The sequence below is a fragment of the Bradyrhizobium sp. McL0615 genome (assembly GCF_049993905.1).
GTDB lineage: Bacteria > Pseudomonadota > Alphaproteobacteria > Rhizobiales > Xanthobacteraceae > Bradyrhizobium.
The window spans coordinates 5,316,620-5,342,725 of the sequence record NZ_CP188254.1; the positions used below are offsets into that span (position 1 = coordinate 5,316,620).

Genomic DNA, 26,106 nt, shown 5'->3' on the forward strand with positions numbered 1-26,106 from the left:
TCTTTCGATTTATGAAGTATGGCCGGCACAGCGGACGACCGGCCCGCTGTTGCCTTAACTTGAGAACGCAATGTTAATATTCACAATAACGGGAGTGTCTTTATTTGCTCGCCACTTTTTGCTGAGCCAGCCATTTTTCGAGGTCCGGCATTTCGGCCGAACCCTCGATCGTGGTGACGGTGCCGTCCCGCGCGATCAGCAGCGTGCGCGGGATCTCGCCCTGCCAGGCCGGGTCGATCTCGAACCGGAGGCGTTCGACAAAACCGTCGGCGAAAAGCCAGTTCTCCGCCGTCCCCAGCCCGGCCTTCTCCAGCATCCCGCGCGCGGCACCCGGCAGATTCGGGACGAGATCGGCGCTGATCATCACGACGTCGAGCTCGGAATGGTCCTTCATGAACTGCCCGAGCAGCGGCAATTCGACCTTGCAGGGGCCGCAGGTGACGCCCCAGAAATGCACCAGCGTCGGACGCCCCTTGTGCGAACGCAGCATTTCCTGCCAGCTTCCCCGCACGAAGGGCTTGAGCTCGGAAGGCGTCTCCGCTGCCGGCCCGGCAGTCAGAGAGAGAACGAGAAATATTGCAGCCAGCAGGCAGCGCTTCATGATCCGTCTCCGATCGGCAGCAGGCGGTATCCGTCGGCCTTGGTCATCCAGGAAAGGTAGGTCGCCTGTCCGTCGCTGACCAGCAGCGGATGGTCGGATGTGTCCGTCGTCGAGGCAATGGTGACAGGCTTCGACCAGCTCTTGCCCTCATCATGCGAGATCATCGCGTTGACCGAGGTCTTCTCGCCGTCGAACTCCTTCCAGACCATGGTGGCGCCGCGCGGACCGGTCAGCACGTAGGGCCGTGTGGGGTTGCGGTCGGAACGGCCGAGCGGAAGCGGATCGGAAAACGTGCGCCCTTCGTCATCCGAGCGAGCATAGAACAGCCCCTTGCGGGCCTTGCCGTTGGTGTACCACGCCACGTGATAGGTGCCGGCCGGCGAGATCGAGACACTGGGGCCATGGTGCGGGCATGCGGAAATCTGCCAGTCATCGTTGCTGACGCGGCGCACCTCGCCCGGCGTCGCCGGATCGGTGAACGTCATGACGGCGTGATCCCGCACACCGCCTTCAAAAATGTTCCGGAACACCAGCACGGGACGGCCGGGGCCGGCGAACGCCAGACCGAGCCGGCAGCATTCGCAGGTGTTGTCGCTGGCAATCCGCGCCTCGGCATAGGATGCGCCGCCGTCCTTTGACGACGCGAAGAACACCCCTGCGCCTTCGTATTTTTTACCCTCCTGCTGCGCGGGCACCCGGTTGCGCTTGTCGATCCAGGCCGCGAACACCGAGCCATCAGCATCGAGGCCGAGCGCCGCAAAGCGCTGGCTTTCGTTGTTCGCGGTGATCGGCTGCAACTCGGCAAAGCTCCGGCCGCCGTCGATCGACCTGGTGGCGAGCACCTGGCCGTTGAACGCCTTGTCCCGGAAGATCGAAAACGCCAATGCGATGCCGCCATTCTTCTCGACGACGATCTGGGGACGCGCATCCGGCCCCCAGTCGAGGTTGAGCTTTTCCTGGCTCACCTGAACCGGCGCCGAAAAGCTGCGTCCCTGATCCTTGGAGCTCGCCACCGAGACCCGGCCGCCCGCCATCCAGGCGAGCCACAGCGTGCCATCGGACGCAAAGGCCGGCGTCACCTTCGAGGCGCAGCGCAGCTCGACCTCCTCGCACGCCGCTTCCGAGGCATGCTGATGATGGCTCATTTGCGCTTGAGCCGCGGTCTGGCATAGCGAGAAAGCGAGCGTCGCGAGCAAACTCATTCGCAGCATGGCCGTACTCCTCCTGCAGGATGTCCTATCATTTGAAAGCCAGCTTTATTCCCGCGATGAACGCGCGCGGCGAGCCGGCATAGATCGACCCGGTGGTGTTCGCCAGCACGCTCGCGGGGTTTTGAACGCCGGCAGCCGTGACCGCGTTGCCGATGTTGTTGGCGGAAGCCACATAGGTGCGGTCAAACACGTTCCTGACTTCGGCATACATGCTCAACGACTTGAAGTAGTCGGACTTGAGGTCCGTGTTGTAGTGGACGTTGAGATTGACGAGTTCGTAGCCGGGCGCCTTCAGGAGATTGGCGTTGTCCATGTAGAACGAGTCTTTCCACTGGACCTCGACGAACGCCCCGAGGCCTGCGAGCGGCCCCCACATTTGATCGTAGCCGAGCCGCGCCGTCAGTTCGTGTGGCGAGATGCCGGGGATCTTGTTGCCGGCGCGGTTGAAGCTGAACGTCGCGCCGTTGACGAAGTTCTCGGTGTATTCTGTGTAGACCTCGTCGAGATAGGTGTAGGCGGCCGTAAACCGCCAGCCGGGATAGAACTTCCAGTCGGCGGCAAGCTCGACGCCGCGATGCTCCGATTTCGGGGCGTTGAACGTGAAGCTTGCATTGGTTGCGCCGACCTGGGTGGCCTGCGAAACCAGTTCGTTCTTGAAGAATTCATAGAAGCCGGTCGCACTGAATTTGAGCGTGCTGTTCGGCGTCCAGTCGAACCCGATGTCGTAACCGAGGTTCTGCTGCGTCTTTAGCTGCGTATTATTGCCGTTGGTGCCGTCGGAAAGGATGAAGAGATTGCCGACCTGCGGCGTGCCATAACCTGTGGCAACACGCGCGCGGAACAGCCACTCGGGATTCAGCTTGTAGAGCAGTGCGAACTCGGGCGCCGTGTTCTGAAATTGCCGGTCGGCAATAATCGGTACCCCCGGCGTCGCCGTAGGGACATTGGGCGTGTTGTAGGCGTAAGTGGTGTTGATCCCCTTGAGATGGGTGGCTTCCCATCCGATGCCGGCGACCGCCGTCAGGTTCGACGTCAGCTTCAGTTCTTCACGCGCGCGAACGCCATAGTTCGACGTATCGCTGAACGTGTTGCTCTGCAGAAGGCCGAGCCTGGCGTTGCCGCCCGGCATGACATTGCGCGTATCGCTTGACGCCGTCAGCGTGTTGTAGAACGCGCCGAAATACGTCGTCGATTCCAGCCCGAATATCTCACCACGCTTGGTGACGTCGCTCATGTAGTTGTAGGACGGGAAATCGCCGATCGCGCTGGTGGCTCCCGTTGGCTGGCTGATATTGCGGTCGTCGAACACAAACTGGTTGCGCCAGGTGGTCGTGTTGTCGAAGTCGTGCTCCCAGCGACCGCCGACGATGGTGCGGCGATCCTCGCGGCCGAGCCCTGCCTGCACCGCGCTGAGCGAACTCTTTGTGCCGTTGAAGCCGTTGTTGAACAGCGGCACCGACCCACAGCCTGCCACGCCGGCCATTTCGCAGCCCTGCTGGAAGGGGTTTTGATAGTACTGGTTAAGCGACAGCCGGACCGGAAGGCGGGTGTCGAGATTGTTGTTAATGAACTTGACGGTGAAGCGATCGTCAGGCGTCGCGTGCAACGTGCCGAGAAAATTGACGGTCTGGGTATTGAACCAGCTATTCTGGATAAATCCGTCGCCGCGCGCGTCGCTGGTAAACAGCGAGTACTCGAAATTGCCGACCTTCTTGCCTGCGGCGAGGTAGTTGTTGAGATAGCCAAAGCTGCCGCCCTCGACGCCGTACTCGACCCCATCGATGGTGCGGCCCGGGCGGGTGCGGAAATTGAGCGCGCCGCCGGTGGCGTAGTTGCCATAGAGTGCTGACGACGGCCCCCGGATCACGTCGATCGCGCCATAGGCTTTGGGGTCGATCAGGTCGCTGCGGGAAAGACCGTCCGGCTGCGTGACCGGAAAGCCGTCGTCGAAGATCACGAGGTTGCGGATGCCAAATCCGTTGCGGGCGTTGGAGCCGCGGATCGAGATGCCGATGTCGCGCGGCCCGTTGCCCTGCTTCACCGAGATGCCCGGGCTCTCGCGCAGCACGTCGGCCACGGAAAACGCCGGCCGGTTGTCGAATTGGCTGCGATCGATCGTCGTCTCGGTCTGGCCGGTTGGCGCCTGGTAGAGAAGCGCGCGCGCCACGCTCGGGGTGATGCCCGCGGTTAGCGATGCTGATGGCGCGGGGTTGGCCGAAGGCGGCCGCGCCTGCGTCCTGGCGGAAGAACGGACGGCCGGCTTTCGGGCCGCAGGTCTGGCGGTCGTTCCGCGTGGCGCCTCGACGGTCACCGCCGGCAACGCCGTCTGGGCCTCCGCGGCCGACGGCATGAGGGCGAGCGCGCTGCCAAGCACGGCCAAGCTCACGCCACCCAAGGCATAATAACGATACATAAGATATTCCTGACGCCAGCTCTCTGGCTGGCTTGAATTACTGCACCAACCGGCACGGCAATCGCCGCACCGGTCATTGGGTGTTCCAAATCGTCAGGAAATGGCGGGAGGGGCGCGCGCCTGCGCATGCGAACCGGCGCGAGCGTTCGTTAGCCGGAAGGCAAAATCGAACCAGGCGACCTGCTCGGCAACCCTGTCGACATCGATCGCCGCGATCTGCGGCACGTCGACCGGCGCACCGGTTTGCAGCACGCTGCAAACCGAACAGCATCCGTCATGGGCGCGGTGGCCGGTCTGATCGGTCTGCCCTGAGCCGGGTGCGGCATTGCCGTGGCAGATGACGGCGCCAGCGAGCGGATCGGAGGCCGCGATGGTCGCCGCCCAGCATGCGCCGATCGGTGCAAAAATCTGCACCGCCAGGGCGATCAGGACAATTGGCAGAAAATTTTTCAGCCGGCGCATCGCAAACCCATCCGCTTCAGACCTTAATCACCAAGAGAGTCCGAAGTCGAGATCAGGTTCCCGGAACTATATTGCCGCTTTAGGGAATAAAGCTGGCGAAAAGAGATGCGTTTTGCAGCTTTTGAAGGGCGCCATACCCCGATACCAAGCTTCGGGGGTATTGCAGCAAAACCCACAACCATCAGTAGTACATTCCCAATCATTTCGCAGATTGCTGGAATTTTGAACAAAGGTTGCCGAAAATGGTGACAAGACGAAAAAGATGGTCTACCAATTCAAGCTCAGGCTGGCCGAGAGGCTCAAGCTTGGTGGTCCAAGTCTCGGGAGGAGCCCTGACGCGCACAAGCAGCGTCGCCTCGACAATCAAGATCAAATCCAAGTTTTCGGGGAAATTAAGGGTCGACACAATTTTTGAGCAGGGCTTGATGCCCTGCTCTTTTTTTTCGAGAGCATCTTGTTTTCAAAGCCGTCTTTTTTCAAGACGATCACGAACGGCAATGATGGCATCGCCAAATCCAATCGAACGAAGTTTTGAACTGGCCGCCGAGCGTTGCGAGGATCTGACGCCGCTGGTCTATCGCCGGCTGTTCGACGCGCATCCCGAAGCACGGACGATGTTCCGCACCGAGGGCAGCGAACTCGTCAAGGGTTCGATGCTGGCCTTGACGATCGACGCCATTCTGGATTTCGCCGGAGAACGCAACGGTCATTTCCGCCTCATCACCTCGGAAGTTTCCTCGCACGACGCCTACGGCACGCCGCGCGAGTTGTTCTTGGCGTTCTTCGGCGTCGTTGCGCAGACGCTGCGTGAGATTGTCGGCGCGGACTGGTCGGACGACATCGATGCGGCGTGGCGGAAGCTGCTCGGCGACATCGAAAGTTTCGTTGCAGCGCAGTGAACTAACCAGCTCCAAAACTCCCGCAGCTCATTGATACTGGCGATCAAGTCGGCCGGTGGCGCAAATGCGCCGAGTGTGAAACACTGCCTCCAGCCGCGGTGCGTGCAATCGACGCCGTCGGTAAAAAAACAACGACAGCGAGGGAGCGAGCGATGTCCGGGACTGAGAAATCCTCAACGACAAGGCGTAATCTTCTTCAGGCGGCGGCGACTGGCGGCGCGGCAACCGCCCTGCTCGGCGGGCTGGGCATCAGCCCGGCGCTGGCGGCGGCAGCACGGTCGGAAAAACCGCTAAAGGCGGCATTCTCCAACGCCGGCCTGCAGGCCACCTGGTGCGCCCAGGGCAAGCAGGCGGCGGAATGGTGGGGCAAGCTGTTCAACGTCGAGGTCACCTGGTTCGACGGCCAGCTCGACGCGGTCAAGCAGCGCGCCGCGATCGACAACATGGCCTCGCAGAAATGGGATTTTGTCGCCATCCAGGCGTTCGGCATCGGAACGCTGACCCAACCCGTGCAGAAGATGATCGACGCCGGCACACCCGTGATCGACATGGACACGCTGATCGCCCCACTCGACCAGCTCAAGGTTCATTCGTTCCTGGCGCCCGACAATGAGTTCATGGGCGCATCGGTGACGCAGGCGCTTTGCAACGCCATCGGCGGCAAGGGCAAGGTCATCATGACGCAAGGTGCGCTCGGCCATACCGGCGCCCAAGGCCGCGCCAAGGGTTTTGAGTCCGTCGTCAAGCAGTTCCCGAACATCGAGGTGCTCGACACCCAGCCGGCGGATTGGGACGTCTCGAAGGCGGCACGGCTGTGGGAGACCTATTTGACGAAGTATCCGCAGATCGATGCGGCGTTCTTCCACAATGACGACATGGCGCTGGCCGCCGCCAACATCATGAAGGCGCGCAACCGCACCAACATCCTGATCGGCGGCGTCGACGCCATGCCGCCGGCAATCCAGGCGGTGAGCGAAGGCCGCATGTTCGCGACCGTCCGCAACCCCTCCTGCCGCATTCATGGCGGCGCCATCATCGCCGGCGTCGCCGCGGTGACCGCAGGCGAGAAGAGCGGACAGGGCATCCCGAAGCACGTGATCACGGACGGCCCGGTGGTGACGAAAGCCAACGCGGCCGGCATGCAATGGATGGAGGAACACTTCCTGATCTGAGCCAGCATGCCCAGGGGACAGCCCATCCTCGAACTCCACGACATCACGAAGGCCTTCGGCGGCGTCGAGGCGCTTCGTGGTGTCGACTTCGCGCTGACCGCCGGCGAGATCCACGGTCTCGTCGGCGAGAACGGCGCGGGCAAAAGCACGCTGATGAAGATCATCGCCGGCGTGCATGCGGATTTTTCCGGCCGGTTCGTGCTCGACGGCCGGGAGACCCGCTTTCGTTCGGTACGCGACGCGCATGCGGCCGGGATCGCGATGGTGCATCAGGAACTCAGCGTGGCGCCTGATCTAACCGTGGCCGAGAACGTGTTTCTGGGCAGCCAGCCGACCAACCGCTTCGGCCTCGTGCAATGGCGGCGGATGGCGCGCGAGGCCGGCGAGCAATTGAAGCGGTTCGGCATCGACGTCGACCCAATGTCGCGGCTCGGCGACCTGCCGATCGGGCTGCAGCAACTGATCGAGATCGCCCGCGTGCTGTCCTCGGGCGCCCGCATCATCATTCTCGACGAGCCGACCTCGGCGCTGTCGCCGCCGGAAGTGGAGCGCCTGTTCGCGACGCTGAAACGGCTGCGGGACGAAGGCACCAGCATCGTCTTCATTTCGCATTTCATCGAGGACATCCTGCGCGTCTCCGACACCGTGACGGTGTTCCGCAACGGCAGGAAGGTCGCCGAGACCGCAGCATCAGAGACGAGCAAGCCCGCATTGATCGAGGCGATGATCGGCAAAGGCCGCGAGGCGCTGGAAGAGACCTACAGCCACGACATCATGCTGCCGCCGCCGACCGATCAGCCGGTGGTGCTGAATGCGACCGGGCTTTCGCTGGCCCGCAGCCTGCGGGAGGTTTCGTTTGACGTCCGTGCCGGCGAAGTGCTCGGCATCTACGGTTTCATGGGATGCGGGCAACTCGAACTGGCAAGGATCCTGTTTGGCAAGCTCAAGCCGGACCAGGGCGCGCTTACGATCGCCGGAGAACAAACAGCCTTCCGCAGCACGGCGGGTGCCCGCCGCGCCGGGATCGCCTTCGTGCCCGAGAGCCGCCGCGACATGCTGTTCCTGCAGGAGCCGGTCTACAAGAACATCTCGATCAGCATCCTCGACCGCATTTCTTCCCTGCTGCTGAAGCCGTCGCGCGAACGCGCGGTCGCGACCCGGCAGGTCGAGCAATTGCGGATCAGGCCGGCGGCCGTCGATCTCGACCTCGGCATGCTGTCGGGCGGCAACCAGCAGAAGGTGGCGCTGGCAAAGTGGCTGAGCTATCCGCCGCGGCTGCTGGTGCTGTGCGAGCCGACCCGCGGCATGGATGTCGGCGCCAAGAACGACGTCATCCACATCGTCAGAGATTTGCGCGCAAAAGGGCTTGCCATCATCGTGCTCTCCACTGAGCCCGAGACGGTGCTGTCGCTCGCCGACCGCGTCCTCGTGCTCAAGCGCGGCGCTGTGGTGCAGGAATTTGCCAACGAACAGATCAGCAAGGACCGCCTGCTCGAAGCGGCGTGAGGAGACCGGCATGACTTCAGGTGAGAGCGTGACAGTCGCCGTGGATCGGAAACGGCCTCGCGGGATCGCCGCAATGTTGCGGTCCCAGATGCGCAACATCGCGCCGTTCCTGACGTTGATCTGCCTGTTCGGATTCTTCGCCGCTGCCAGCCCCTCCTTTGCGACGCTGGACAATCTCGGCAACATCCTCACGCAAATCTCGGTCACCGGCATCATCGCCGTCGGCCTCACCTTCGTGATTCTGTGCGCCGAGATCGATTTGTCGATCGCCGCCATTGCCAACGTCACCGGCATTGCGGTCGCCTATTTCACGCTGCAGGATTCCTACGTCAACATCGCCAACGTCCCGATGCCCGGATGGGCCGCGATCCTGCTGGCGCTGGCGCTGTGCGCCCTGCTCGGCCTCGTCAACGCGTTCGGGCTGACGGTGATCGGTATCCCCTCGTTCATCATGACGCTGGCGATGATGCAGATCGCAGCGGGCGTCTCGGCGCTCCTGGTGCGCGGACAGATTGCCTACAAGGTGCCCCCACTGGTCACGACGCTCGGATCGACATCGATCGGCGGCATTCCCTGGATCGTGATCGTGGCGGCGCTGATGCTGCTCGGCGGCCATCTGGTGCTGACCTACACCCGGTTCGGCCGCTACGTTTACATGGTCGGCGGAAACCGCGAGGCGGCGGAGTATTCCGGGCTCAACGTCAAGCTGATCCTCGGCAGCGTCATGGTGATTTCGGCGGTCTGTTCGGGGATCGGCGGCATGCTGGGCGTGGCGCATTTCGGCAGCGCGCAGCAGAACGAGTTCGACACCTATCTCCTTGATTCGATCGCCGCGGTGGTGGTCGGCGGCACCAGCCTCTTTGGCGGCCGCGGCGGCATCGGCAACACCATTGTCGGCCTGTTCGTGCTCGGCGTCCTCAACAATGGCCTCGATCACGTCAACATCGACAGTTTTTTGAAAATCCTGATCCGTGGGCTGATCCTGCTGGCGGCGCTCGTGATCAACGTCTATGCGCAGCGATTGCGGGAACGGACTGCCGACTAGGACATGATCGGGGCGTTTGCCCGGAGATTAAGCTCGCACAAAAAGATGGAGCTGGATGACGATTGGAAGAAAAGTCATCACGCACTGGTTTAGCAACGCCGAACGTCGCTGCGGCTACGGGCTCTCTCGCCCCGTGATCGGGAGGGAATTGGCGTAGCTGTCGAGGATCGCCGCGTAGTCGTCGGTGAGTGCCTTGGCATCCGCACCCGGCAGGCGGAGCTTTGTCTGAAGAATGGACAGCCGCGTAGCCATCCCCAGGTGAAACTTCCACTTCTCCCTGAACAGCAGGCTCTTTTCGAGACCGATCAGGATTGTTGCTATCGCTGCAAGCACCGCCGCGACCTTCGCGTTTTCCTGGGCAGCTGCGTAGGTACCGCCTGTGGTGCAGATCAGAACCCCGACGGTGCTCACCACATAGGCCACCATCGAGAGTCGCTGCCATTTGCGTTGAAACGTCAGCGATTGCGCGATCAATTCAGCGAGAGTGTCGTTAGTGCCGTCCGTCATGTGAACCCCTCCCCGTTTGGACCCAACACTCTCATGGCCGAAGCCCGTCGCACAAGTCTCTTGCCCGCATCTACCGTGACGGAGCCTGGCGTGGGCGCTCCGGCGCGTCGAACCGCTGCCTGACGAAGGCCGCCATGGCATCGAGCGCAGCAGGGTCCGCATAGGTCGTCGAGTGAAAGCGCGTCTCGACCATGCCGAGCTTGTGCTCCGGCCTGATCTGCAGGACGCGGAAGATGCCAGCGCCCGGCACCGGCTCGGCCGAGATTGCCATGACGAACGCCATCGGACCGAGTTCCGGCACGACCACCAGCATCAGCAGCGACAGGCAGATGTTGGCGATGATAACGACGAACCCGATTGTGGCGCCGCAAGCGAGCACGAGCAGAAGCAAGGACGCGACCGCGGCGAACGCAACCACGATCGGAGCCCCGAAGAGCGCGATGCCGCCCCAAACCCTGCTGGCGGTGGGCGTATAAGGCCCGAGAAAGAACGCCACATAGGCGTCGGGCTGTGTCCAATAGAAATACCATGCCACCGGGATGAGCACGACCATCCCGGCAAAGGAAAGCTTCGCCCATGCGACGACAAGGCGGGAAAGGGCGACGCCGACAGGCGTCTGCGACCATTTTACCAGCCGCTTGCCAAGCCACGTCCCTGACGACAGCAATGCGCGTTGGAACGCACCGCTGCGGCCCCAAAACATAGTCACCACGATCTCGAAGAACTGGGCGGCGACCAGCAAGGCGGTTGCCTCGTCGGCGAAGCTGCGTACGATGAGCAACCGCTCGCTGACGAGGTTCGGCATCGCGAGCGTCGCGTCGAGCCAGACCTTCCAGCGCGCAATGACCGTCATCGCTCCCCAAACCAGCACGGCCACCGACATCCCGATCAGCCACGCGATCCAGCTCTTGTAGGACCACCACCCATTTACGGCCACATGGCGCAGCAGGTCGAAGAACTCGTCCGCCGTCGACGGGCCAAGTGCCCAACTGATCCCGAGCAGGAAGAGGCCGAATATCGCCACGCACAGGCTCCCCAGCGCGGACAGCAAGCCGAACAGGCTGAGGTTGCGCCTTCGCACCAACAGGAATGGCGTGGAAAGCGTGATGATGCAGTCGAGCTGCTCGACGAGCTCGGCGGCGTCGCGCAAGGCGTAACACACGATGTTGCCGCCATGGCTGTGGGCGATGACGCAGTGGTGCGCGGTCGCGTTGTTCTGCACGCACTTCAGAAGCCTGCCGTGAAGGCGGCGCGCCGCGTGGTCGCGCGCGAAGTGGCTCGGCCAACCCGACCAGCGGAACCGGTGATACACGACGGGCCCGGGCAGGTGAGTCTCAAGATGCTCGCGCAGGGCCGAGCCCGGCCGCGTCCAGGCCGCGTTCCTGGCGAACGTGCCGTGCACGAGGGTGATGTGCCAGGTTTCGCTCACGTTGCCCGCTGAGCAATTGGCGACGAACGGTCCATCCAGGAAATTCAGGCAAAAAACTTTACCATAAAGCGAATGCGAGACAACGGGGTGCCGGCAGCGCGCCGCCTGAAGATCTTGATCCGCGGCCGCGCGCGTCATCAGCGTCCATGCGCAGCAGTTGCGGGAAGGGACAGTGGAATAGCCGCGCCACCGTCGATGAAGCCGGGTATTATCCCCCTGATCCTGGTCGAATGATTGAAGGTTTGGGGATTGAACGATGCCGGATGACATCCATACGCCGCAGCCAGGGCTGGTCGAAGTCGCGATCGAGCCGAAGTCAAAGGCCGACCGGGAAAAGCTCGACATCGCGCTGGCGAAGCTTGCCGCTGAAGATCCGTCGTTCCGCGTGTCGACCGATCTGGAGTCCGGCATGACCATTTTGAAGGGCATGGGTGAACTCCATCTCGACACCAAGATCGACATCCTCAGGCGCACCTACGAGGTCGACGCCAATATCGGCGCGCTGCAGGTGGCGTTTCGCGAGCGCATGACTCAGCGCGTCGAAGTGGAATACACTTACAAGAACATTTTCGGCCCGAAAGTCGAAGTGGAATACACTCACAAGAAGATTTTCGGCCCGAAAGGTGAGTTCGCGTCCGTTAAATTCATCGTCGAGCCCAACGAGCCAGGCAAGGGCTACGCGTTCGAATCAAAGATCGGCGACGGCGCGATGAAGGAATACATCCCCGGCATTGAAAAGGGTCTCGAAGGTGTGCTCTCCGCCGGCGTGGTCGCCGGCTTCCCGGTCGTGGACGTCAGGGTCCAACTGGTCGACGCCAAGTATCACGACGTCGACTCTTCGGTGCGGGCGTTCGAGATCGCGGCGCGCGCGGCATTCCGCGAAGCGCTGCAGAAGGGCAAGTCCGTTCTGCTCGAGCCGGTCATGAGGGTCGAAGTGGTCACCCCGGAAGACTGTACCGGCCCGGTCATCGGCGACCTGAATTCGCGGGGCGGCCAGATCCTGGGTCAGGACATGCGCGGCAATGCCAATGTCATCAACGCGACGGTGCCGCTCATGCAAATGTTCGGGTACGTGAACAACCTGCGCTCGATGAGCCAGGGACGCGCCACGTTCCAAATGCAATTCGATCACTACGCTCCTGCGCCACCTTCGCCCGAAGACGATCCGCCATTTCGGCCTGCGATCGGGATGCGAGCCTGAACGCCCCAACGGAATGCAGTGGCTGTTGCCTCCGCCCCTTTGGGAAGCCAGGCCAGCCACCCTCCGGCTTTGTGACGCGTCCATTCAAAATAGCTGCGGGCAGGATCGCACTCGGCTAAAGTGATTGGTGCGCGACGGGTTGGAACTGATACCGTGACCGCTTATTAGTGCATGTACCTGCAACTGAATTTTCTTGGGAGATCAGAGCATGATTTCACGCCCATTCGTTGGTCTAGCGCTGGCTGCCGCTGTGGCATTTTCCGGTCCCGCCTTGGCGAAGGACCGCGTCAGCCCGATCAAGATGTTCGACTCCGACAATGATGGTACCCTCGATCTGGCCGAGGTGAAGAAGGCCGCGTCCGCCATGTTTGCCAAACTAGACCCGGATCGGGATGGCACGCTCGACGCCCGCGAGTTGCGTGGCAGGTTGAGTGCCAAGGAATTGGCTGCGGCCGATCCTGACCATGACGGCACGCTGACGCTGGACGAATATCTTGCTGTCGTCGAGCAGCGCTTCAACGCAGCCAATCCGGACAAGGATGGAACGTTGGACGCCAAGGAATTGAGATCGCCCGCCGGACGGGCCCTGCTGCGGCTGCTGAAATAGTGCTAACCGGACCTTGCGAGTAAACCGCCGCACCAGCGGCAGCTCTCAGTTGGCAAAATCCGGCAGCCAGTCCCGCACCATCCGCGCCGCCATCGTCACGGCGCCGATCGTGGGGAACGCGGACGGCTCCAGCATCATGGCACGCGCGAGCCGCAGGCTCCGCGCCTCGCAAATGGCCCGCTGCCTTGGATCCTCGATCAGTTCGAAATCGGCATTGTGCGCCAGCCCGAGAATGCGGCGGATGATTTTTGCAGCCGAGAATCCCACAGTGTCGCCGAACAGCCGCGCCATGTAGGCCTGCCGCTCGACCTCCAGACGCGCCGCACCGGCGGGACCCGGAAACAGCGTCAGGGGGTAGGCATCGCCGTGACCTTCCGTGCGCCAGAGTTCGAGGAATTCGTGGGAAAACTCCGTCCAGACGTTTTCGATCGTTTCCAGCAGCCAGACCTCGAACACCCGCCGTGCGCCCGACGACGTTTCATGGCCGGCGGAAGCTAGATAGGCCATCAGCAGATTGGCAATGACGGCTCCGATATCGAAGCCCATCGGTCCATAGAACGCGAATTCGGGATCAATCACGACCGTCGAATCTTCCGTTACCATGATCGAGCCGGTATGGAGGTCGCCGTGGATCAACGCTTCCGGCGCGTTCAGAAAGATGAGCTTGAGGCGTGAAATCGCGGCATGCAGGTCGAGATCCTCGCGAAACGCGGCGGCGGTGGCATCGAGCCACGGCTGCGTCCAGCGGTTCTGCTCGGCTACGCGGTAGGGATCGGTGAAGATCAGGTCCTCAGTGATCTTGCACAGCGCATGGTTGCCCGCGAACGCCGCTATGCCTTCCTTCTTTTTGGCAGCGGTAAGCGCGAGGTCGGACGAGAAAAACAGCGTGCGCGCCATAAAGGTCGCGATGTCCCCGACAAAGCGCGGATAGAGCGCGCCGGCAATCAGCCCCTTGCGCATGATGATATGGGGCTCGATCAATTCCATGACGACCAGCGCGAGCCCCTCGTTGTGGTGCAGCACGGCCGGGACCAGCCCGGGCACCAGCCGCGCCTGATGCGTCAGCGCCAAATATTCGTAATGCGAACGCGACAACGGCAGCGGCCAGCTTTCGCCGACAAGCCGCACGTAAGGCAGCGCCTGCTTGACGGCGACCCCGCCGTCCGCGCCCTTGACGATGAACACAAGATTGAGGTTGCCATCGCCGACCTCGCCGATCGACCAGGCTTCGGCAGCGCCGCCAAGCCGGGCCGCGACGGCCGGGACCGCCGCGAGGTAGTCCCGCAGATCGGCCTCATGAAGAATTCGATATTCGTCCTGCGGGGGTCCAGCCACCGATCCCTGCTCTGAACTCATCGCAGTCCGCCCCCCACGCCGGTACGGGAGGTCTCACGCACTCCCGCTTCAGGAAATTCGATCCGATATCTGCCTTTTTCTTGTCCGGATCATAGTCGCAAAACACGGTCAGCGACCAGCGTTCACCGCCCGCATTTGTACCTTGCGTCTCAAATGAGCTGCGCGAGCCAGATGGTGTGGCCACCGCAGTCGGGGTCCTCGACGACGTGCGACACCACATTAAACCCGTTCCGATCGAGCAATGATCGATATTCGGCCGCATCGAGGCTCGCATGATACAGCGGCTCGCCTGCAAAACTCCCGATCGCCTCCCCATGCGCAGGCCCGCTGGTGAACATCAGCGCCGCCCGGGGCGCCGCATGCGCACGAAACACCGGAAACATGTTGCGCTGATCGTCATGGCAGAGGTGGAAGAAACTGTCCCACGCCAGGATGCCGGAGAACTTCCGCTGCAAGGCAAGCTTGCGCATATCGGCGACGATCCATTCCTGCGTCGGGAAACGTTTCCGGCAGGCGTCGATCATGGCCGGGGAGGAATCCACGCCAGTAACGGGATGACCCAGCCCGATCAGATACGCGGCCATCGGCTCGGCGGAGCCACAGCCGAGATCGAGGGCTCGCCCTTCAGGCGAAAGCAGCGCAAGGAACCGATCGAGCCAGGGCTTTTCAATCAACCTGGTGCGTGCGCGACCCTCGATCCAGTCCGATGCCTTGCGCTGGTAGAGATCGATGATCCGGGTAGCTTCTTCCGACGTCATTTGCGAACTCGCGCACCACTTGTCACCGAACCCTAGAATGTTTCCCGTTCCAGGAAGTTCGACCCGATGTCGGCCCTTTTTTTTTACCGGGTCATAGTCGCAAAAGACGCTATCGGCGACCAGCGTGTAGCTCGGGAAGATCGTATCCTTGTTCAGCTTGACCGAACTGCACTGTGGAAGCAAATCGACTGGCGCGAGAGAAAGATGATCGTGCCCTTCCCTATTCTGAAGCAGCGCACCAAGCGCAAGACCGACAGAAAGAACCCGCGGGCCGTGGCGAGATGTTGAGAGGAGCGTCGTTCGAGTTTGGCGGATGTACCCAAGTCGAACGATCTAAGGGCCCTCGGAGAGATCATCTCCGGGGACTTTCGTTTGCCAATAAGCTGACTTGAGCTGGCGGTTAGCTCCCGGATCCCACATCTGACACTACTCCTCAGGTATTCCAGCTATAAGCATCCCCTCGCGAATGCGCTTGCTACCAGCACGATAGACCGGGTCAGAACTTAGGGAGAGCCCTTTCGTTCGACGTACGCGAGCGCAGCGGCCCGCGCCTCTTCCACTGAACCGACGAGAGCCAAGGCGGCAGCGAGCTGGAAATGTGCGATTGGAAAATTCGGGTTGGCTTCCAAGGATCGGCGTAACCAGTCAATTGCTTCGCCTTCCGCGCCAAGGATCAACTTCACCACGCCAAGCAAGTGCAACCACCGGAAACCTTTTAAATCCCGTGGAGAAAGGCGGAACGCCTGATGAAAGTGGTCCTCGCTTTCGGACCCACGACCAATGAAGACCTTTGCAAATCCAAGCAATGCGTGGGCATCGGCCAAATTGCCATCAATCTCCAGCGCTAGTTCGCACCCTCTAATAGCCAGCTTTGCGCGATTGGTGAATAAATGCAGCACTGCCAGAACAAGACGGGCCGCAGCATGACGCGGCGCCATCGACAAGACGTTGGTGAGCGTTGCTTCGACCTGAGCGAGGCGCGATCCGCGATCATCGACCATAAAAGTCGTAATACCCAATAAATCGATATACGAGGTACCAACCAATGCTTCGATATTCTGTGGATCGCGCGCCAGCGCTTGCTCAAAAAAGCTGCGAGCAATGGCCACATGTTTCGATGTACGTCCCTGATTTAAGAAGTGGCGGCCTTGGAGATACAAATCTAAGGCATCGGGATGCCGCGAACGTTCTGCGCGTCTCGCCTCAGCCTTGACAAGTGGGGCATCGAGCGCGTTGGCAATTCTCGCGGTCACTTCATCCTGCATTTCAAATAGGTCGGCAACCGGCTTGTCGAACCGATCTGTCCAAAGATGCGAGCCGGTTTCCGCGTCGGTTAGCTGCACGCTCACGCGAAGTCTGCTGTCGCCGCGCTGTACGGAGCCCTCAAGCACGTACCGAACGTTCAGCTCGCGACCGACCTGCTTCAGATCGCCTGCCTTACCTTTGTAGGTGAATGCGGTGTGTCGGCCAATCACGAATGAACCACTGATCCGGGATAAGTCGGTGGTTACGCTCTCCGTCACACCATCGACGAAATAGTCCTGCTCGGGATCGCCGCTCAGGTTGGTGAACGGCAGCACAACCATAGAAAGACGAGGCGGTGAAAATTTGCCCTCACTCGGTGCCTTCAAACTTGCCTGTTCTCGCACTGTACCAACGAAGCGAAAGCCTTTTCGCGGCAATGTTTTGATTAGGCGCTGCTTGTCACCGTCGTCACCGATCGCCGCCCTAGCAGCATTCATGCGGGTCGTCAGCGCGGCATCTGAGACGATGCGTCCATTCCAAACCGTGTTGATGAGATCGTCTTTGCTGACGACGTGCTCTCTGTGGCGGATCAAATAATCGAGTAGATCGAAGACCTGCGGCGATGTCGGGACTACGTCAGCGCCCCGCCGTAGCTCTCGCCGGTCGGTGTCGAGAACGAAATCCTCAAATAAATAGCGCAAACTATGCTTCCTTGCCCGCTGCGAAGGCTCTAGAGACAGTTGCAGCGCAAGAATAAGCCGTCGGTGGTTCCGATGGAAGTCCGCTTTGGCATTTAGCGGACTTGCTTCCGGCTTTGGCAGACGACGGTTAGTGGCACATTTCGGACGTGCTGACGCAGTCCTCCGATGTCCGCTGCTGGGGGATGAGGAGATCTAAATCAGCCGCGCCCGAAGGTCGCCTTTTGACCCCAAGCGGACCTTACGTGCCGATTTGCGGCGGACGTTCTGCTTGGACCATCACCACCACAGCGGTCGATCGATGGTCGGGACGACTAATAGACTCTAAAAAGGTCTCGGAGATTTGCTCAAAGCGTTTTGCGCCGAAATAAGCCTTCATTACCGGAAGGCGTGCAAAGCGTCGTCGCCAGGCAGCAAGGATTTCCGCCGGAGCCGGGCCGTTGAAGGCCAGCTCAGGGTCGTGCCATCGAGATTCGGAAATTGCTGTAAGCCCGATGTCCCGGCAAGCCTCGACGAGTCGCCGGCCCATGCGAAAGTCGTAGCCACCTTGAGTGCGCAAGCGTCCCTCAAATTCCTCGAGCGCCGCGCGGACGTCTTCCGGTAGCGGATGATGTCCTCTCCATAGATCATCGATCTCTACGAGGGCGACCCATCCCCCGGGTGATAAACACGATGTCCAATGTTTCAATACGGGCAAAAAATCCGGGAAATAGGCGGCGGCGAAGCTGGACCACAGACCGTGCGCACGCGGAATGACCCGTGGGTCCAACGCTCTAAGATCAGCCTCTATGAATGTGCAGTTGTTTGGGCACCGTTGCCGGGCAGCGCTTATGAACTCCGCGTTATGATCAACCCCGACGACGTTCGTAGCGCGCGCAGCCAATCGAGCAGACACCGACCCTGGGCCACATCCTAGATCGAGAACGGTTTGATCTCGCGCAATTGGCAGTCGTTTGAGCATGGCGTCCCAGTCACGCCATCGATCTTGGGCCCCGTATTCCGCAAGCAGGTCCATCCGTTAGTATAAACAGATCGGTCCCATTTTCACAACGAGGCGAACTTCCGCTGTTGGCACTTTTCGGACGTGCTGCAGCAGTCTTCCTATGTGGGGGTAGAACAGACCTAAATCAGCCGCGCCCGAAGGTCGCCTTTTGACCCAACTCGGACCTTGGGCGGCAGCAGGGCTGCGCCAGATATTGATCTAGATCAACAGATTGCGTGTCGACATCGGGACCAATCGCCGCGGGCTTACAGGCCCTACGATCCGTGCTCGTCCCGGTCCTTCCCTTCGATTGTGCTCAGGAGGCGAAAATGGGTATCGTACACCGTTCCAGCGACTTGAAATCAGGAGCTTCAATTGCTGCACTAGTGGCGTGCGCGCTTGGGTTGGCGGCCCTCGGCATGCCGAATGTTGGTTTCGCCCAAAATATTCGTGGAAGCGCGACCGGACCGACCACTGCTCGCGGATACGACCATCCCGGTCAATACCTTCATCTCCAAGACGTCAAACCTGCGGACAACATGTATCCTGTTGTTCAACACTTCGAGCAGGACAGGCGCGCGCAGGACAAACTTTCGGCGCTGGCAGCGAAGACCGGCAAGAAGCCAAACATCTTGGTCTTCCTCATGGACGACGTCGGCTGGATGGACCCGGGCTTCAACGGAGGCGGCGTCGCTGTTGGCAATGCCACGCCCAACATGGACAAAATCGCCAACGATGGACTGATCCTCACGTCTGCCTATTCGACCCCGTCTTGCTCACCGAGCCGCGCGACGATCATGACGGGACAGAACCCCCTTCATCACGGCATCTTGCGCCCGCCGATGTACGATGAACCCGGCGGTCTCTCGGGCGCAGTCACTGTCGCCGACCTGCTCAAGCGGCAGGGGTACGTTACGCAGGGCGTCGGCAAATGGCACATGGGCGAGAACAAGGAGTCGCTGCCGCAGAACGTCGGCTTCGACGATTACGTCGGCTTCCTTGGCGTATCAGACGAATATTCCGAGTGGCGGGACGTGTACTTCAACCCAGAAGTTGCGCTATCGCCCGCCCGCTTCAAAATGATGGAGCAGGACAAGTTCAACCACACCGAAGTTCATTGCACACCAGCGAACACGAATGACTGCGAGAACGGCAGGCTGATCGACCTGACCTACATCAAGGACCTCGACAAGCATTGGCTGGACACGAGCTTGGCCTTCTTGGACAAAATGAAAGGCAGCAAACAGCCCTTCTTTCTGTACCACGCAACACGCGGCTGTCACTTCGACAACTATCCATCTGATGAATGGGCGGGGAAGTCGGAGGCCCGCACCGTATACAGCGACTGCATGGTGCATATGGACTATGTGCTCGGGCAGCTTGTCGATAAGCTGCAGCAGACTGGTGAGCTGGAGAACACGCTAATCATTCTCACATCTGACAACGGACCAGAATGCGAAATCCCGCCCCACGCCCGCACGCCATTCCGAGGCTGCAAGGGTTCAAGCTGGGAAGGCGGAGTGCGCGTGCCGACCTTCGCCTACTGGAAGGGAATGATCAAACCGCGCAGATCCGACGGCCTGTTCGATTTCGCGGACATCATGCCCACTGCGCTTTCGCTGGCGGGGGTCCCGGGAGCCAAGCTGGCTGACCTACTTCCCAAGACCACTTACATCGATGGCGTGGACCAAGCCTCGTTCCTCGTCGCTGACGATGGCCTGTCGGCTCGCCGCAGTCGGCCCTACACCCTAAACCAGTACTTTGCGGCGATCCGCGTGGATGAGTTGAAGTACGTTTGGACGGCGGAACTTGAAAACGCGATTGTCCAAAAAGGCGATTGGGGTGGGTTCAGCGGCGCGATTTTCACTGACACGGGTGGCGCAGTGGGCTTCAACCTCTATACCGACCCCAAGGAAGACGTGGTCATAGGCGTTCGTCACATCCCCATAGGGGTCCCAGTCCTTGGAGCCGCAGCCTTTTACATGAAGGAACTGATCAAATATCCACCGCAGTTCAAGGTCGGCTTCTTGTCCAACAATCCCCCTGTGTATGACCTGATCCCGAAGATGCAGGACCTGCTCAGACAGAACATGGAGAAAACTGGAACCGGCAGGCCAACCCCATAAGAGGACGAAGGCGAAATTCAATTGCGCACTGCTCGGGCGACGGGCAGTTCGTCATCGTGTTTTGGCTTTACACCGCTACCAGTCTGCCGACGCACGACCCGATCAGGAGTTACCGCACATGAAAGTCACAGCTTTAGAGCGCTTCGCTTCAGGGTTGGCGCTACTTGCTTTGATGGGTTCGGCGACCGCCTTTGCGCAACAAAGCAATAAGCCCAACGTTGTGTTCATTCTCGCCGATAACATGGGCTATGGCGATCTTGGGTCATATGGCGGCGGCGAGCTGCGCGGCGCTCCGACGCCGCGTCTCGATGCAATGGCTCAAGAGGGATTGCGTCTCACGCAATTCCTAGTCGAACCGGCGTGCACACCGTCACGCGCCGCGCTTATGACGGGACAGTACTCGATCCGCAACGGCCTATCGCTGATTGCCATCGAAGGTACTCCCTACACGCTTCCCGCCCGCGCGTTCACAATGGGTGAGTTATTTAAGGGTGTCGGCTACGCTACCGCAATCTTTGGAAAATGGCATTTGGGAAGTGCGCCGCAGAGCCTACCTACCGCGCACGGCTTCGACGAGTTCTATGGCATCCCGCCGGACATCAGCTGGGATGCGTCAACATACGCGCAGACAATTGCCCTCACGCACTCAATCAATGCTCCGTTCGATGAGTTGCTGAAGATCGGGCCGCAGATCGTCGAGGCGAAGGATGGCGGGCCGTTGCGAGTGGTGAAGCCGTTCACCGAGGAAGTGCGCACCAATATCGACGATGAACTGGTCGAAAAATCAATAGATTTCATGCGTCGGCAGAAGAGCGCTGGCAAGCCTTTCTTCCTCTATCTGCCATTCTCCATGGGGCATGTGCCGAACCTGCCTTCGCAGCAGTTCAGAGGTAAGTCGCGAATTGGCAACTTCGGCGACAAGATGATGGAAGGAGACTTCCACGTCGGGCAAATCATGGACACCTTAAGGGCACTGGGTGTTGAAAATGATACCATCGTTGTCTTTGCTTCTGACAACGGGCCTTTTGGCGAGGCCGCCCGCGAGTTTGGCAATCAGGGAACGCCGGACAAGGGGAGTTCCGGCCCGTTTCGCGGCGAGTTAGGCGAAGTAACCGAGGGTTCGATACGGACGGCAGCAATTATCCGTTGGCCCGGGCACGTCAAGCCGAACACCACTGCATACGCCATGTTTTCGATCATGGATTTCTTGCCGACCTTCGCTCGCATTGTGGGTGGTCAGATGCCGACCGACCGTCAAATCGACGGTGTGGATCAGATCGACGTATTACTCGGCAACAGCGCAACGGGGCATCGCGAGAGCTTCTTGAGCTTTATCGGTGGTGAGGTCGTTGCCGCACGCTGGAAGCAGTGGCGTATCTACTTTACCGACATTCATCCAACCGGCAACGGACCGCAGCGGCAGCCGGGGATTTTCTCGGCCAGTGCTGCGATGGCAGGCTATCCCAAGGTCTACAATATCGAGATGGACCCGCATGAGGATCTTGTCGTCGCTGGATTGTTTGGCTGGGTATCGGGACCTGCGCTCAAGACGGTCGAGGAGTACTTGGCTTCGGTCAAGAAATATCCAAATCCGCCAGCACCGAACATCACGCAATTTGGTGGACGCTAATTACAGACAAAGTGCTGGCTTCCACAAGACCGTCTGCACTTCCGCTGTTGGCACTTTTCGGACGTGCCGCGACCATCTTCCGATGTCCGCTGTTGGGGGATGAACAGACCTAACGCGGACGCGCCCGAAGGTCGCCTTTTGACCCAAAGCCGACGTAGGGCAGTAAAGCACTGAAGTCGGCCCGAAGCGCTCATCACCCTTCCGGCACGCCAGCGAGGCGCCAGCCTTCACACAAGCGCTGCAGCCCGGCAAGGTAAATTGGATTGTCGCTTTGTTGAGCTGCGAGCAAGCGACGAATGGTGAAACCTGAGTTGAGCGCAAGTCCCGTTCTCGCAGCAGTTCGCGCCTCATCGAGCGCGCCGGTCAAGGCCAAGGCAGCGGCGAGCGATATATGAGCGAGATGAAAGTTACGGTTCGCCTCGGTGCTTCGTCGCAGCCAACTGACGGCTTCGACGTCTGAACCAAGCAGCAGCTTGGCCACGCCCGCAAAACACGCCCACTGGTAGGCGAAAACGTCGCGAGGAGAGAGCCGTAAAGCTTCGAGTATATGGCCTTCAGTCTCCGTAGCGCGACCTATGTAGGATTTTGCGAAACCAAGGGCAGCATGAGCGTTGACCAAATTCGGAGCCAGCGCCAACGCATGTTCGAACTCACGGATGCCTGGGGCGGCCCGGTTCGTAAAGGTCTGGACCCAACCCCGAGCCATGTGGGCTGAGGCACTGTTCGGCCTAATCGACAATACCTTGTCCACCATCGCCTCGGCCGCCGCAAGCCGCGCGGGCCCATCATCCGTCGTAAAGCTACCTCCAACTACCGTATCAACATTTGCCAGACCAATCATTGCTTCGACGTTGCCGGGATCGAACTCCAGCGAGCGTTCGAAGAAGCCCCGCGCTTGCGTCACGCATTCAAGGCTAATCCCCTTCATCAACCAGGCCCGGCCCTGGAAGCACAAGTCCATCGCATCGGGATGCAGCGTACGCTCGGCTCGTCGCGCCTCAGCCTCGATGAGCTGGGCACCTAATGTACCGGCGAGCCTCGACACTATTTCGTCCTGCATATCGAACAGGTCGACGACAGGCTTCTCGAAGCGCTCGGCCCAAAGATGCTGGCCGCTCCTGGCATCGATCAGCTGAACATTCATCCGAAGTCGCTTGCCGCTGCGTTGCACTGAGCCTTCGAGCACGTAGCGAACATTCAATTCGCGGCCGACTTGGCGGACATCGACAGCTCTGCCCTTGTATGAGACGGCGCTGTTCTGTGCCATTACAAATGAACCACCGATGCGCGACAGGTCCGTGGTCAGACTCTCGGTTATACCGTCCGCGAAATAGTCCTGCTCACGATCACCGCTCAGGTTCGCGAACGGTAGCACGACGATGGACAGGCGCGGCGGCGCTTCGCCGGCTCGCTCAATTAGGCCAATCGTCTCATTTGCGGGCCTCCGGTCTTCCTTCACTGCGCCAACGAAGCGGAAACCTTTGCGCGGCAATGTTTTGATTAGGCGCTGCTTGTCACCGTCGTCACCGATCGCCGCCCTAGCAGCATTCATGCGGGTCGTCAGCGCGGCATCTGAGACGATGCGTCCATTCCAAACCGTGTTAATGAGATCGTCTTTGCTAACGACGCGGTCCCTGTGCCGGATCAAATAGTCGATTAAATCGAAGACCTGCGGCGTTGCCGGGAGCACGTCAGCGCCCCGCCGTAGCTCACGCCGGTCGGTGTCGAGAACGAAATCCTCGAATAAGTAGCGCAAACTATGCTTCCTTGCCCGCTGCGGCGACGGCTCCAGTGACAGTTGCAGCGCAAGAATAAGCCGCCGGTGGCTCTGAGGGAAGTCGGCTTTGGCACTCAGCGGACTTGCTTCCGGCTTTGGCAGACGATGTTTAGTGACCCACAGCGGACCTCTCCCCAAACCCTTTGCTCTGGCGGATTTCGTCTCACACAGCCTGCCTTGGGCATTTGTTTGAATGCACCCGGTCATCTGCTGAGAGGGAGGAAGATATGGTACTTCTCCGTGTGCTCGCTGCTGCTGTTGTATGCGTATGTTTTCAAGCTGGATCTGCCCTTGGTGAGGATACGGCGGGGCAACTCGCAGGTAGTTGGAAGCTAAACTCATGGACAATTCAGATTATCGGTGGAGAGGCTACTGAGCCTTTCGGTCCCAGTCCCAAAGGCAGGGCGATCTTCGCGGCGGATGGGTACGTGACGTTCGTCATCGTGGGGGCAAATCGTAAACCGGCAACAAGCAATGAGGAGTCAGCAGTCCTTCTGAAGTCGCTCCTTGCCTACACCGGAAAATTTATGATCGAAGGAGACAAGTTTACGACCAAAGTGGACATATCGGGGAACGAACTGCTCACCGGACAGGACCAAATACGATTTTTCAAGCTGGAAGGTGATAAGCTGACCATTCGAACGGCTGAACAAGTCAGCTCCGTTTTTCCCGGAAAGAGAGTGGTAGGAAGCCTTACTTGGGAACGCGAGCGCTAAGAACGCTCGGCTGGCAATCTGTGTTCTGCTTCGCCCGCGTCGATGAGGCAGGAAATAAGAACAACGACTTCCGTTGTTGGCCGATATTGTTGCAAAAGTCTTTTCGGGGTGGCGGTCGACAATTCTTAGAGCCGCTGATGCGTCTAGCGCCCGGCGACGCGAGGGACCATATCGCTTCATCCAAAATCGATCACGGACCTCCGTGATGGCGTTGAAAAGCGACGCGGCAGCAGAGAAGTCCAAAGATCGACTTTCGCGAGATTTTTAAGGTTGTTCGATTTTCGACTTTTGCAACAATATCGGCACTTTTTCGAACGTGTGCGGCGGTCTTCTGATGTCCGCTGTTGGGGGTCGAACAGACCCAAATCAACCGCGCCCGAAGGTCGCCTTTTGACCCAAAACAGACTTGCTGCCGGGAGCCGTCACCAAGCCGACGTCATTTGTATTAAGCCTTTAAGCAGACGGTAACGGTCGTTCGCTTAGAGGTTGAGTATGGCCCTGCGATCCGCGTACTTTGTAGACTGGAAAGGCAGTTCCACCATTCTCCTTTGGGGAGATGCAACGGGCATGCGTGAGTTGCGGGATTTTCTGCGCGGCGCACGGGCGGCCCCGAATGCACCGACATTCGAGAGGTTCTGCGAGGCGGTAGACGGCAGGACGGTATCTGTCAGAGCCGTCTCTGACCAACGTGACACCGGTATGCGCCTCGCCCGTGACGGTCTGGAATGGAGGCTCCGATCGGATTTGGCAGAGGATTTCGCTGAAAAGGTTGATGTGCTGGCGGCATCGGTGGCGGGACACCAATACCTCGGCCACTACCCCGGCGATGACGACATCACCGTGGAAGTTTCGATAGGTGAATATCCTGAGACTTTGCGCCCAAATGGTTGAGAGTTTTGAGTATGACCAACGAAGTGCCTTGGTATGTAAGTTTGATCGTCTCTTTCCTTCCGCTCGTACTGGCTTGCGGCGCTATCGCGTGGCACGGACGACAGGTTCGGAAGGCCATGACGACCAGCGACGGCCGCTCACTGGCGCAAGTTTTCGACGACGTTGCCCGGGAGATGAGACGCGCCAATGATCTCCGGGACGGCAGAAAGCCATAAGTACTCGCAAGCTCTCGGTTCGGCCGTCGTCGTTCCTGCAAGTCCGGTTGTGGCACCAAGCGGACCAGCAGATAATACTGACGGATGTCCGCTTTCGGCGGAATAGCGAACGCGGACTAACTCCCCGCGACGCCGCGCGGCCCCCGTACTGCGGCAGTGCCGGTGGCAAATTATTTCGTCTTCTCGGTTTTGAATGAAACGCCTAGTCGCATTGCAACTTTGGCGAATACGCTAAGGCTTACGCTTCATGTCTGATCTTCTTTGTCAGGCGAGGCGCTTGGGGAACCGTTGACCTCTTCTTCCTAAACCGTTCGCAACGTTGGTGAACATCCATTCAAAAAAGTTTCGACAGAGTTCCCGAAACATCACGTCCCGCCGTTCGTTTCCCTGTGAGTGTCACTAACGAGAGGAGACGACACATGAGGAAACTTTCTTACGTTCTCGCCGCGTTAGCAACCATCGCCGTTGCGGCCCCTACAGTCGCAAGCGCTCAGGGATTTAGTGTGCGGATCGGCGGCGACCGAGACTACTATCGCGACCGCGACTACTACGGTCCGCGCGCTGGGTTCTATGGACACGACCGTGGCTGGCATCGCGGATGGTATCATCGCTACGGTGACCGTGACGTAGTCATCAGGCGTCACCACTATTGGGACTAA

22 protein-coding genes and 1 pseudogene are annotated in these 26,106 nt (G+C 60.0%); 12 read left to right on the forward strand and 11 right to left on the reverse strand.

The annotated features are described in order from the left end of the window. Positions 1–100 precede the first annotated feature (100 nt). From ACPPVP_RS25240 to ACPPVP_RS25255, 4 genes are all read right to left on the reverse strand, one after another. Positions 101–601, reverse strand: coding sequence for a TlpA family protein disulfide reductase (locus ACPPVP_RS25240; RefSeq protein ID WP_426525512.1), 501 nt, complete (start codon positions 599–601; stop codon positions 101–103). Then, a complete protein-coding gene (locus tag ACPPVP_RS25245) occupies positions 598–1,812 on the reverse strand; it encodes a sialidase family protein (protein ID WP_426525514.1) in 1,215 nt (404 codons plus the stop codon). The genes ACPPVP_RS25240 and ACPPVP_RS25245 overlap by 4 nt, the downstream gene beginning before the upstream one ends. Before the next feature lie 28 nt (positions 1,813–1,840). Further along, a complete protein-coding gene (locus ACPPVP_RS25250) occupies positions 1,841–4,225 on the reverse strand; it encodes a TonB-dependent receptor domain-containing protein (protein ID WP_426525516.1) in 2,385 nt (794 codons plus the stop codon). A 93-nt stretch (positions 4,226–4,318) separates the two neighbouring features. Next, on the reverse strand, positions 4,319–4,687 hold the full coding sequence (locus ACPPVP_RS25255) for a DUF2946 domain-containing protein (protein WP_426525518.1): 369 nt from the start codon (positions 4,685–4,687) through the stop codon (positions 4,319–4,321). 497 nt (positions 4,688–5,184) lie between these two features. Between ACPPVP_RS25255 and ACPPVP_RS25260 the strand changes: the two genes are divergently transcribed. The 4 genes from ACPPVP_RS25260 (at position 5,185) to ACPPVP_RS25275 (ending at position 9,309) form a co-directional block, all read left to right on the forward strand. Continuing rightward, positions 5,185–5,586, forward strand: coding sequence for a globin (locus ACPPVP_RS25260; protein ID WP_426538046.1), 402 nt, complete (start codon positions 5,185–5,187; stop codon positions 5,584–5,586). Positions 5,587–5,738: 152 nt separating this feature from the next. After that, on the forward strand, positions 5,739–6,758 hold the full coding sequence (locus ACPPVP_RS25265; protein WP_426525520.1) for a sugar ABC transporter substrate-binding protein: 1,020 nt from the start codon (positions 5,739–5,741) through the stop codon (positions 6,756–6,758). A gap of 6 nt (positions 6,759–6,764) precedes the next feature. Then, a complete protein-coding gene (locus ACPPVP_RS25270) occupies positions 6,765–8,264 on the forward strand; it encodes a sugar ABC transporter ATP-binding protein (RefSeq protein ID WP_426525522.1) in 1,500 nt (499 codons plus the stop codon). A gap of 10 nt (positions 8,265–8,274) precedes the next feature. After that, on the forward strand, positions 8,275–9,309 hold the full coding sequence (locus ACPPVP_RS25275) for an ABC transporter permease (protein WP_426525524.1): 1,035 nt from the start codon (positions 8,275–8,277) through the stop codon (positions 9,307–9,309). A 114-nt stretch (positions 9,310–9,423) separates the two neighbouring features. Here the strand turns inward: ACPPVP_RS25275 and ACPPVP_RS25280 are convergent, their stop codons facing one another. Together ACPPVP_RS25280 and ACPPVP_RS25285 are read right to left on the reverse strand one after the other, a co-directional pair. Further along, the gene (locus ACPPVP_RS25280; protein ID WP_426525526.1) at positions 9,424–9,816 is read right to left on the reverse strand and encodes a hypothetical protein; all 393 of its coding nucleotides are present in this window, start codon (positions 9,814–9,816) and stop codon (positions 9,424–9,426) included. Positions 9,817–9,886: 70 nt separating this feature from the next. After that, on the reverse strand, positions 9,887–11,515 hold the full coding sequence (locus ACPPVP_RS25285; protein WP_426525528.1) for a hypothetical protein: 1,629 nt from the start codon (positions 11,513–11,515) through the stop codon (positions 9,887–9,889). A 7-nt stretch (positions 11,516–11,522) separates the two neighbouring features. Between ACPPVP_RS25285 and fusA the strand changes: the two are divergent. Both fusA and ACPPVP_RS25295 read left to right on the forward strand, forming a co-directional pair. Continuing rightward, positions 11,523–12,446, forward strand: a pseudogene (fusA, locus tag ACPPVP_RS25290) (elongation factor G); the annotation flags it as partial. Between the two features lie 208 nt (positions 12,447–12,654). Next, positions 12,655–13,053 (forward strand): calcium-binding protein, encoded by a 399-nt coding sequence (locus ACPPVP_RS25295; RefSeq protein WP_426525530.1) that lies wholly within the window; start codon positions 12,655–12,657, stop codon positions 13,051–13,053. 45 nt (positions 13,054–13,098) lie between these two features. On the opposite strand, the gene mtnK is transcribed toward ACPPVP_RS25295, so the two are convergent. Beyond that, entirely contained in the window at positions 13,099–14,409 is a 1,311-nt protein-coding gene (gene mtnK, locus ACPPVP_RS25300) for an S-methyl-5-thioribose kinase (RefSeq protein ID WP_426525532.1), read from the reverse strand. Between the two features lie 149 nt (positions 14,410–14,558). Beyond that, positions 14,559–15,167, reverse strand: a complete 609-nt coding sequence (locus ACPPVP_RS25305; protein ID WP_426525534.1) for a class I SAM-dependent methyltransferase — start codon at positions 15,165–15,167, stop codon at positions 14,559–14,561. 66 nt (positions 15,168–15,233) lie between these two features. Here ACPPVP_RS25305 and ACPPVP_RS25310 point away from each other — a divergent pair, with 66 nt between their 5' ends. Further along, on the forward strand, positions 15,234–15,455 hold the full coding sequence (locus ACPPVP_RS25310; protein WP_426525536.1) for a hypothetical protein: 222 nt from the start codon (positions 15,234–15,236) through the stop codon (positions 15,453–15,455). Between the two features lie 215 nt (positions 15,456–15,670). On the opposite strand, the gene ACPPVP_RS25315 is transcribed toward ACPPVP_RS25310, so the two are convergent. Next, the gene (locus ACPPVP_RS25315) at positions 15,671–17,113 is read right to left on the reverse strand and encodes a winged helix-turn-helix domain-containing tetratricopeptide repeat protein (protein ID WP_426525538.1); all 1,443 of its coding nucleotides are present in this window, start codon (positions 17,111–17,113) and stop codon (positions 15,671–15,673) included. Positions 17,114–17,351: 238 nt separating this feature from the next. Then, positions 17,352–18,125: a class I SAM-dependent methyltransferase gene (locus tag ACPPVP_RS25320; protein ID WP_426525540.1), complete on the reverse strand. Its 774-nt coding sequence runs from the start codon at positions 18,123–18,125 to the stop codon at positions 17,352–17,354. A 296-nt stretch (positions 18,126–18,421) separates the two neighbouring features. On the opposite strand from ACPPVP_RS25320, the gene ACPPVP_RS25325 reads away from it, so the two are divergent. Together ACPPVP_RS25325 and ACPPVP_RS25330 are read left to right on the forward strand one after the other, a co-directional pair. Beyond that, entirely contained in the window at positions 18,422–20,218 is a 1,797-nt protein-coding gene (locus tag ACPPVP_RS25325; RefSeq protein ID WP_426525542.1) for a sulfatase-like hydrolase/transferase, read from the forward strand. Positions 20,219–20,336: 118 nt separating this feature from the next. Continuing rightward, positions 20,337–21,848: an arylsulfatase gene (locus ACPPVP_RS25330; RefSeq protein ID WP_426525544.1), complete on the forward strand. Its 1,512-nt coding sequence runs from the start codon at positions 20,337–20,339 to the stop codon at positions 21,846–21,848. Between the two features lie 193 nt (positions 21,849–22,041). Here ACPPVP_RS25330 and ACPPVP_RS25335 read toward each other — a convergent pair whose 3' ends face one another. After that, positions 22,042–23,604 (reverse strand): winged helix-turn-helix domain-containing protein, encoded by a 1,563-nt coding sequence (locus ACPPVP_RS25335; RefSeq protein ID WP_426525546.1) that lies wholly within the window; start codon positions 23,602–23,604, stop codon positions 22,042–22,044. A gap of 248 nt (positions 23,605–23,852) precedes the next feature. Here ACPPVP_RS25335 and ACPPVP_RS25340 point away from each other — a divergent pair, with 248 nt between their 5' ends. The 3 genes from ACPPVP_RS25340 (at position 23,853) to ACPPVP_RS25350 (ending at position 26,106) form a co-directional block, all read left to right on the forward strand. Then, the gene (locus tag ACPPVP_RS25340) at positions 23,853–24,341 is read left to right on the forward strand and encodes a lipocalin-like domain-containing protein (protein WP_426525548.1); all 489 of its coding nucleotides are present in this window, start codon (positions 23,853–23,855) and stop codon (positions 24,339–24,341) included. Positions 24,342–24,833: 492 nt separating this feature from the next. After that, entirely contained in the window at positions 24,834–25,232 is a 399-nt protein-coding gene (locus tag ACPPVP_RS25345) for a hypothetical protein (RefSeq protein ID WP_426525550.1), read from the forward strand. A 634-nt stretch (positions 25,233–25,866) separates the two neighbouring features. Further along, positions 25,867–26,106: a hypothetical protein gene (locus ACPPVP_RS25350; RefSeq protein ID WP_426525552.1), complete on the forward strand. Its 240-nt coding sequence runs from the start codon at positions 25,867–25,869 to the stop codon at positions 26,104–26,106.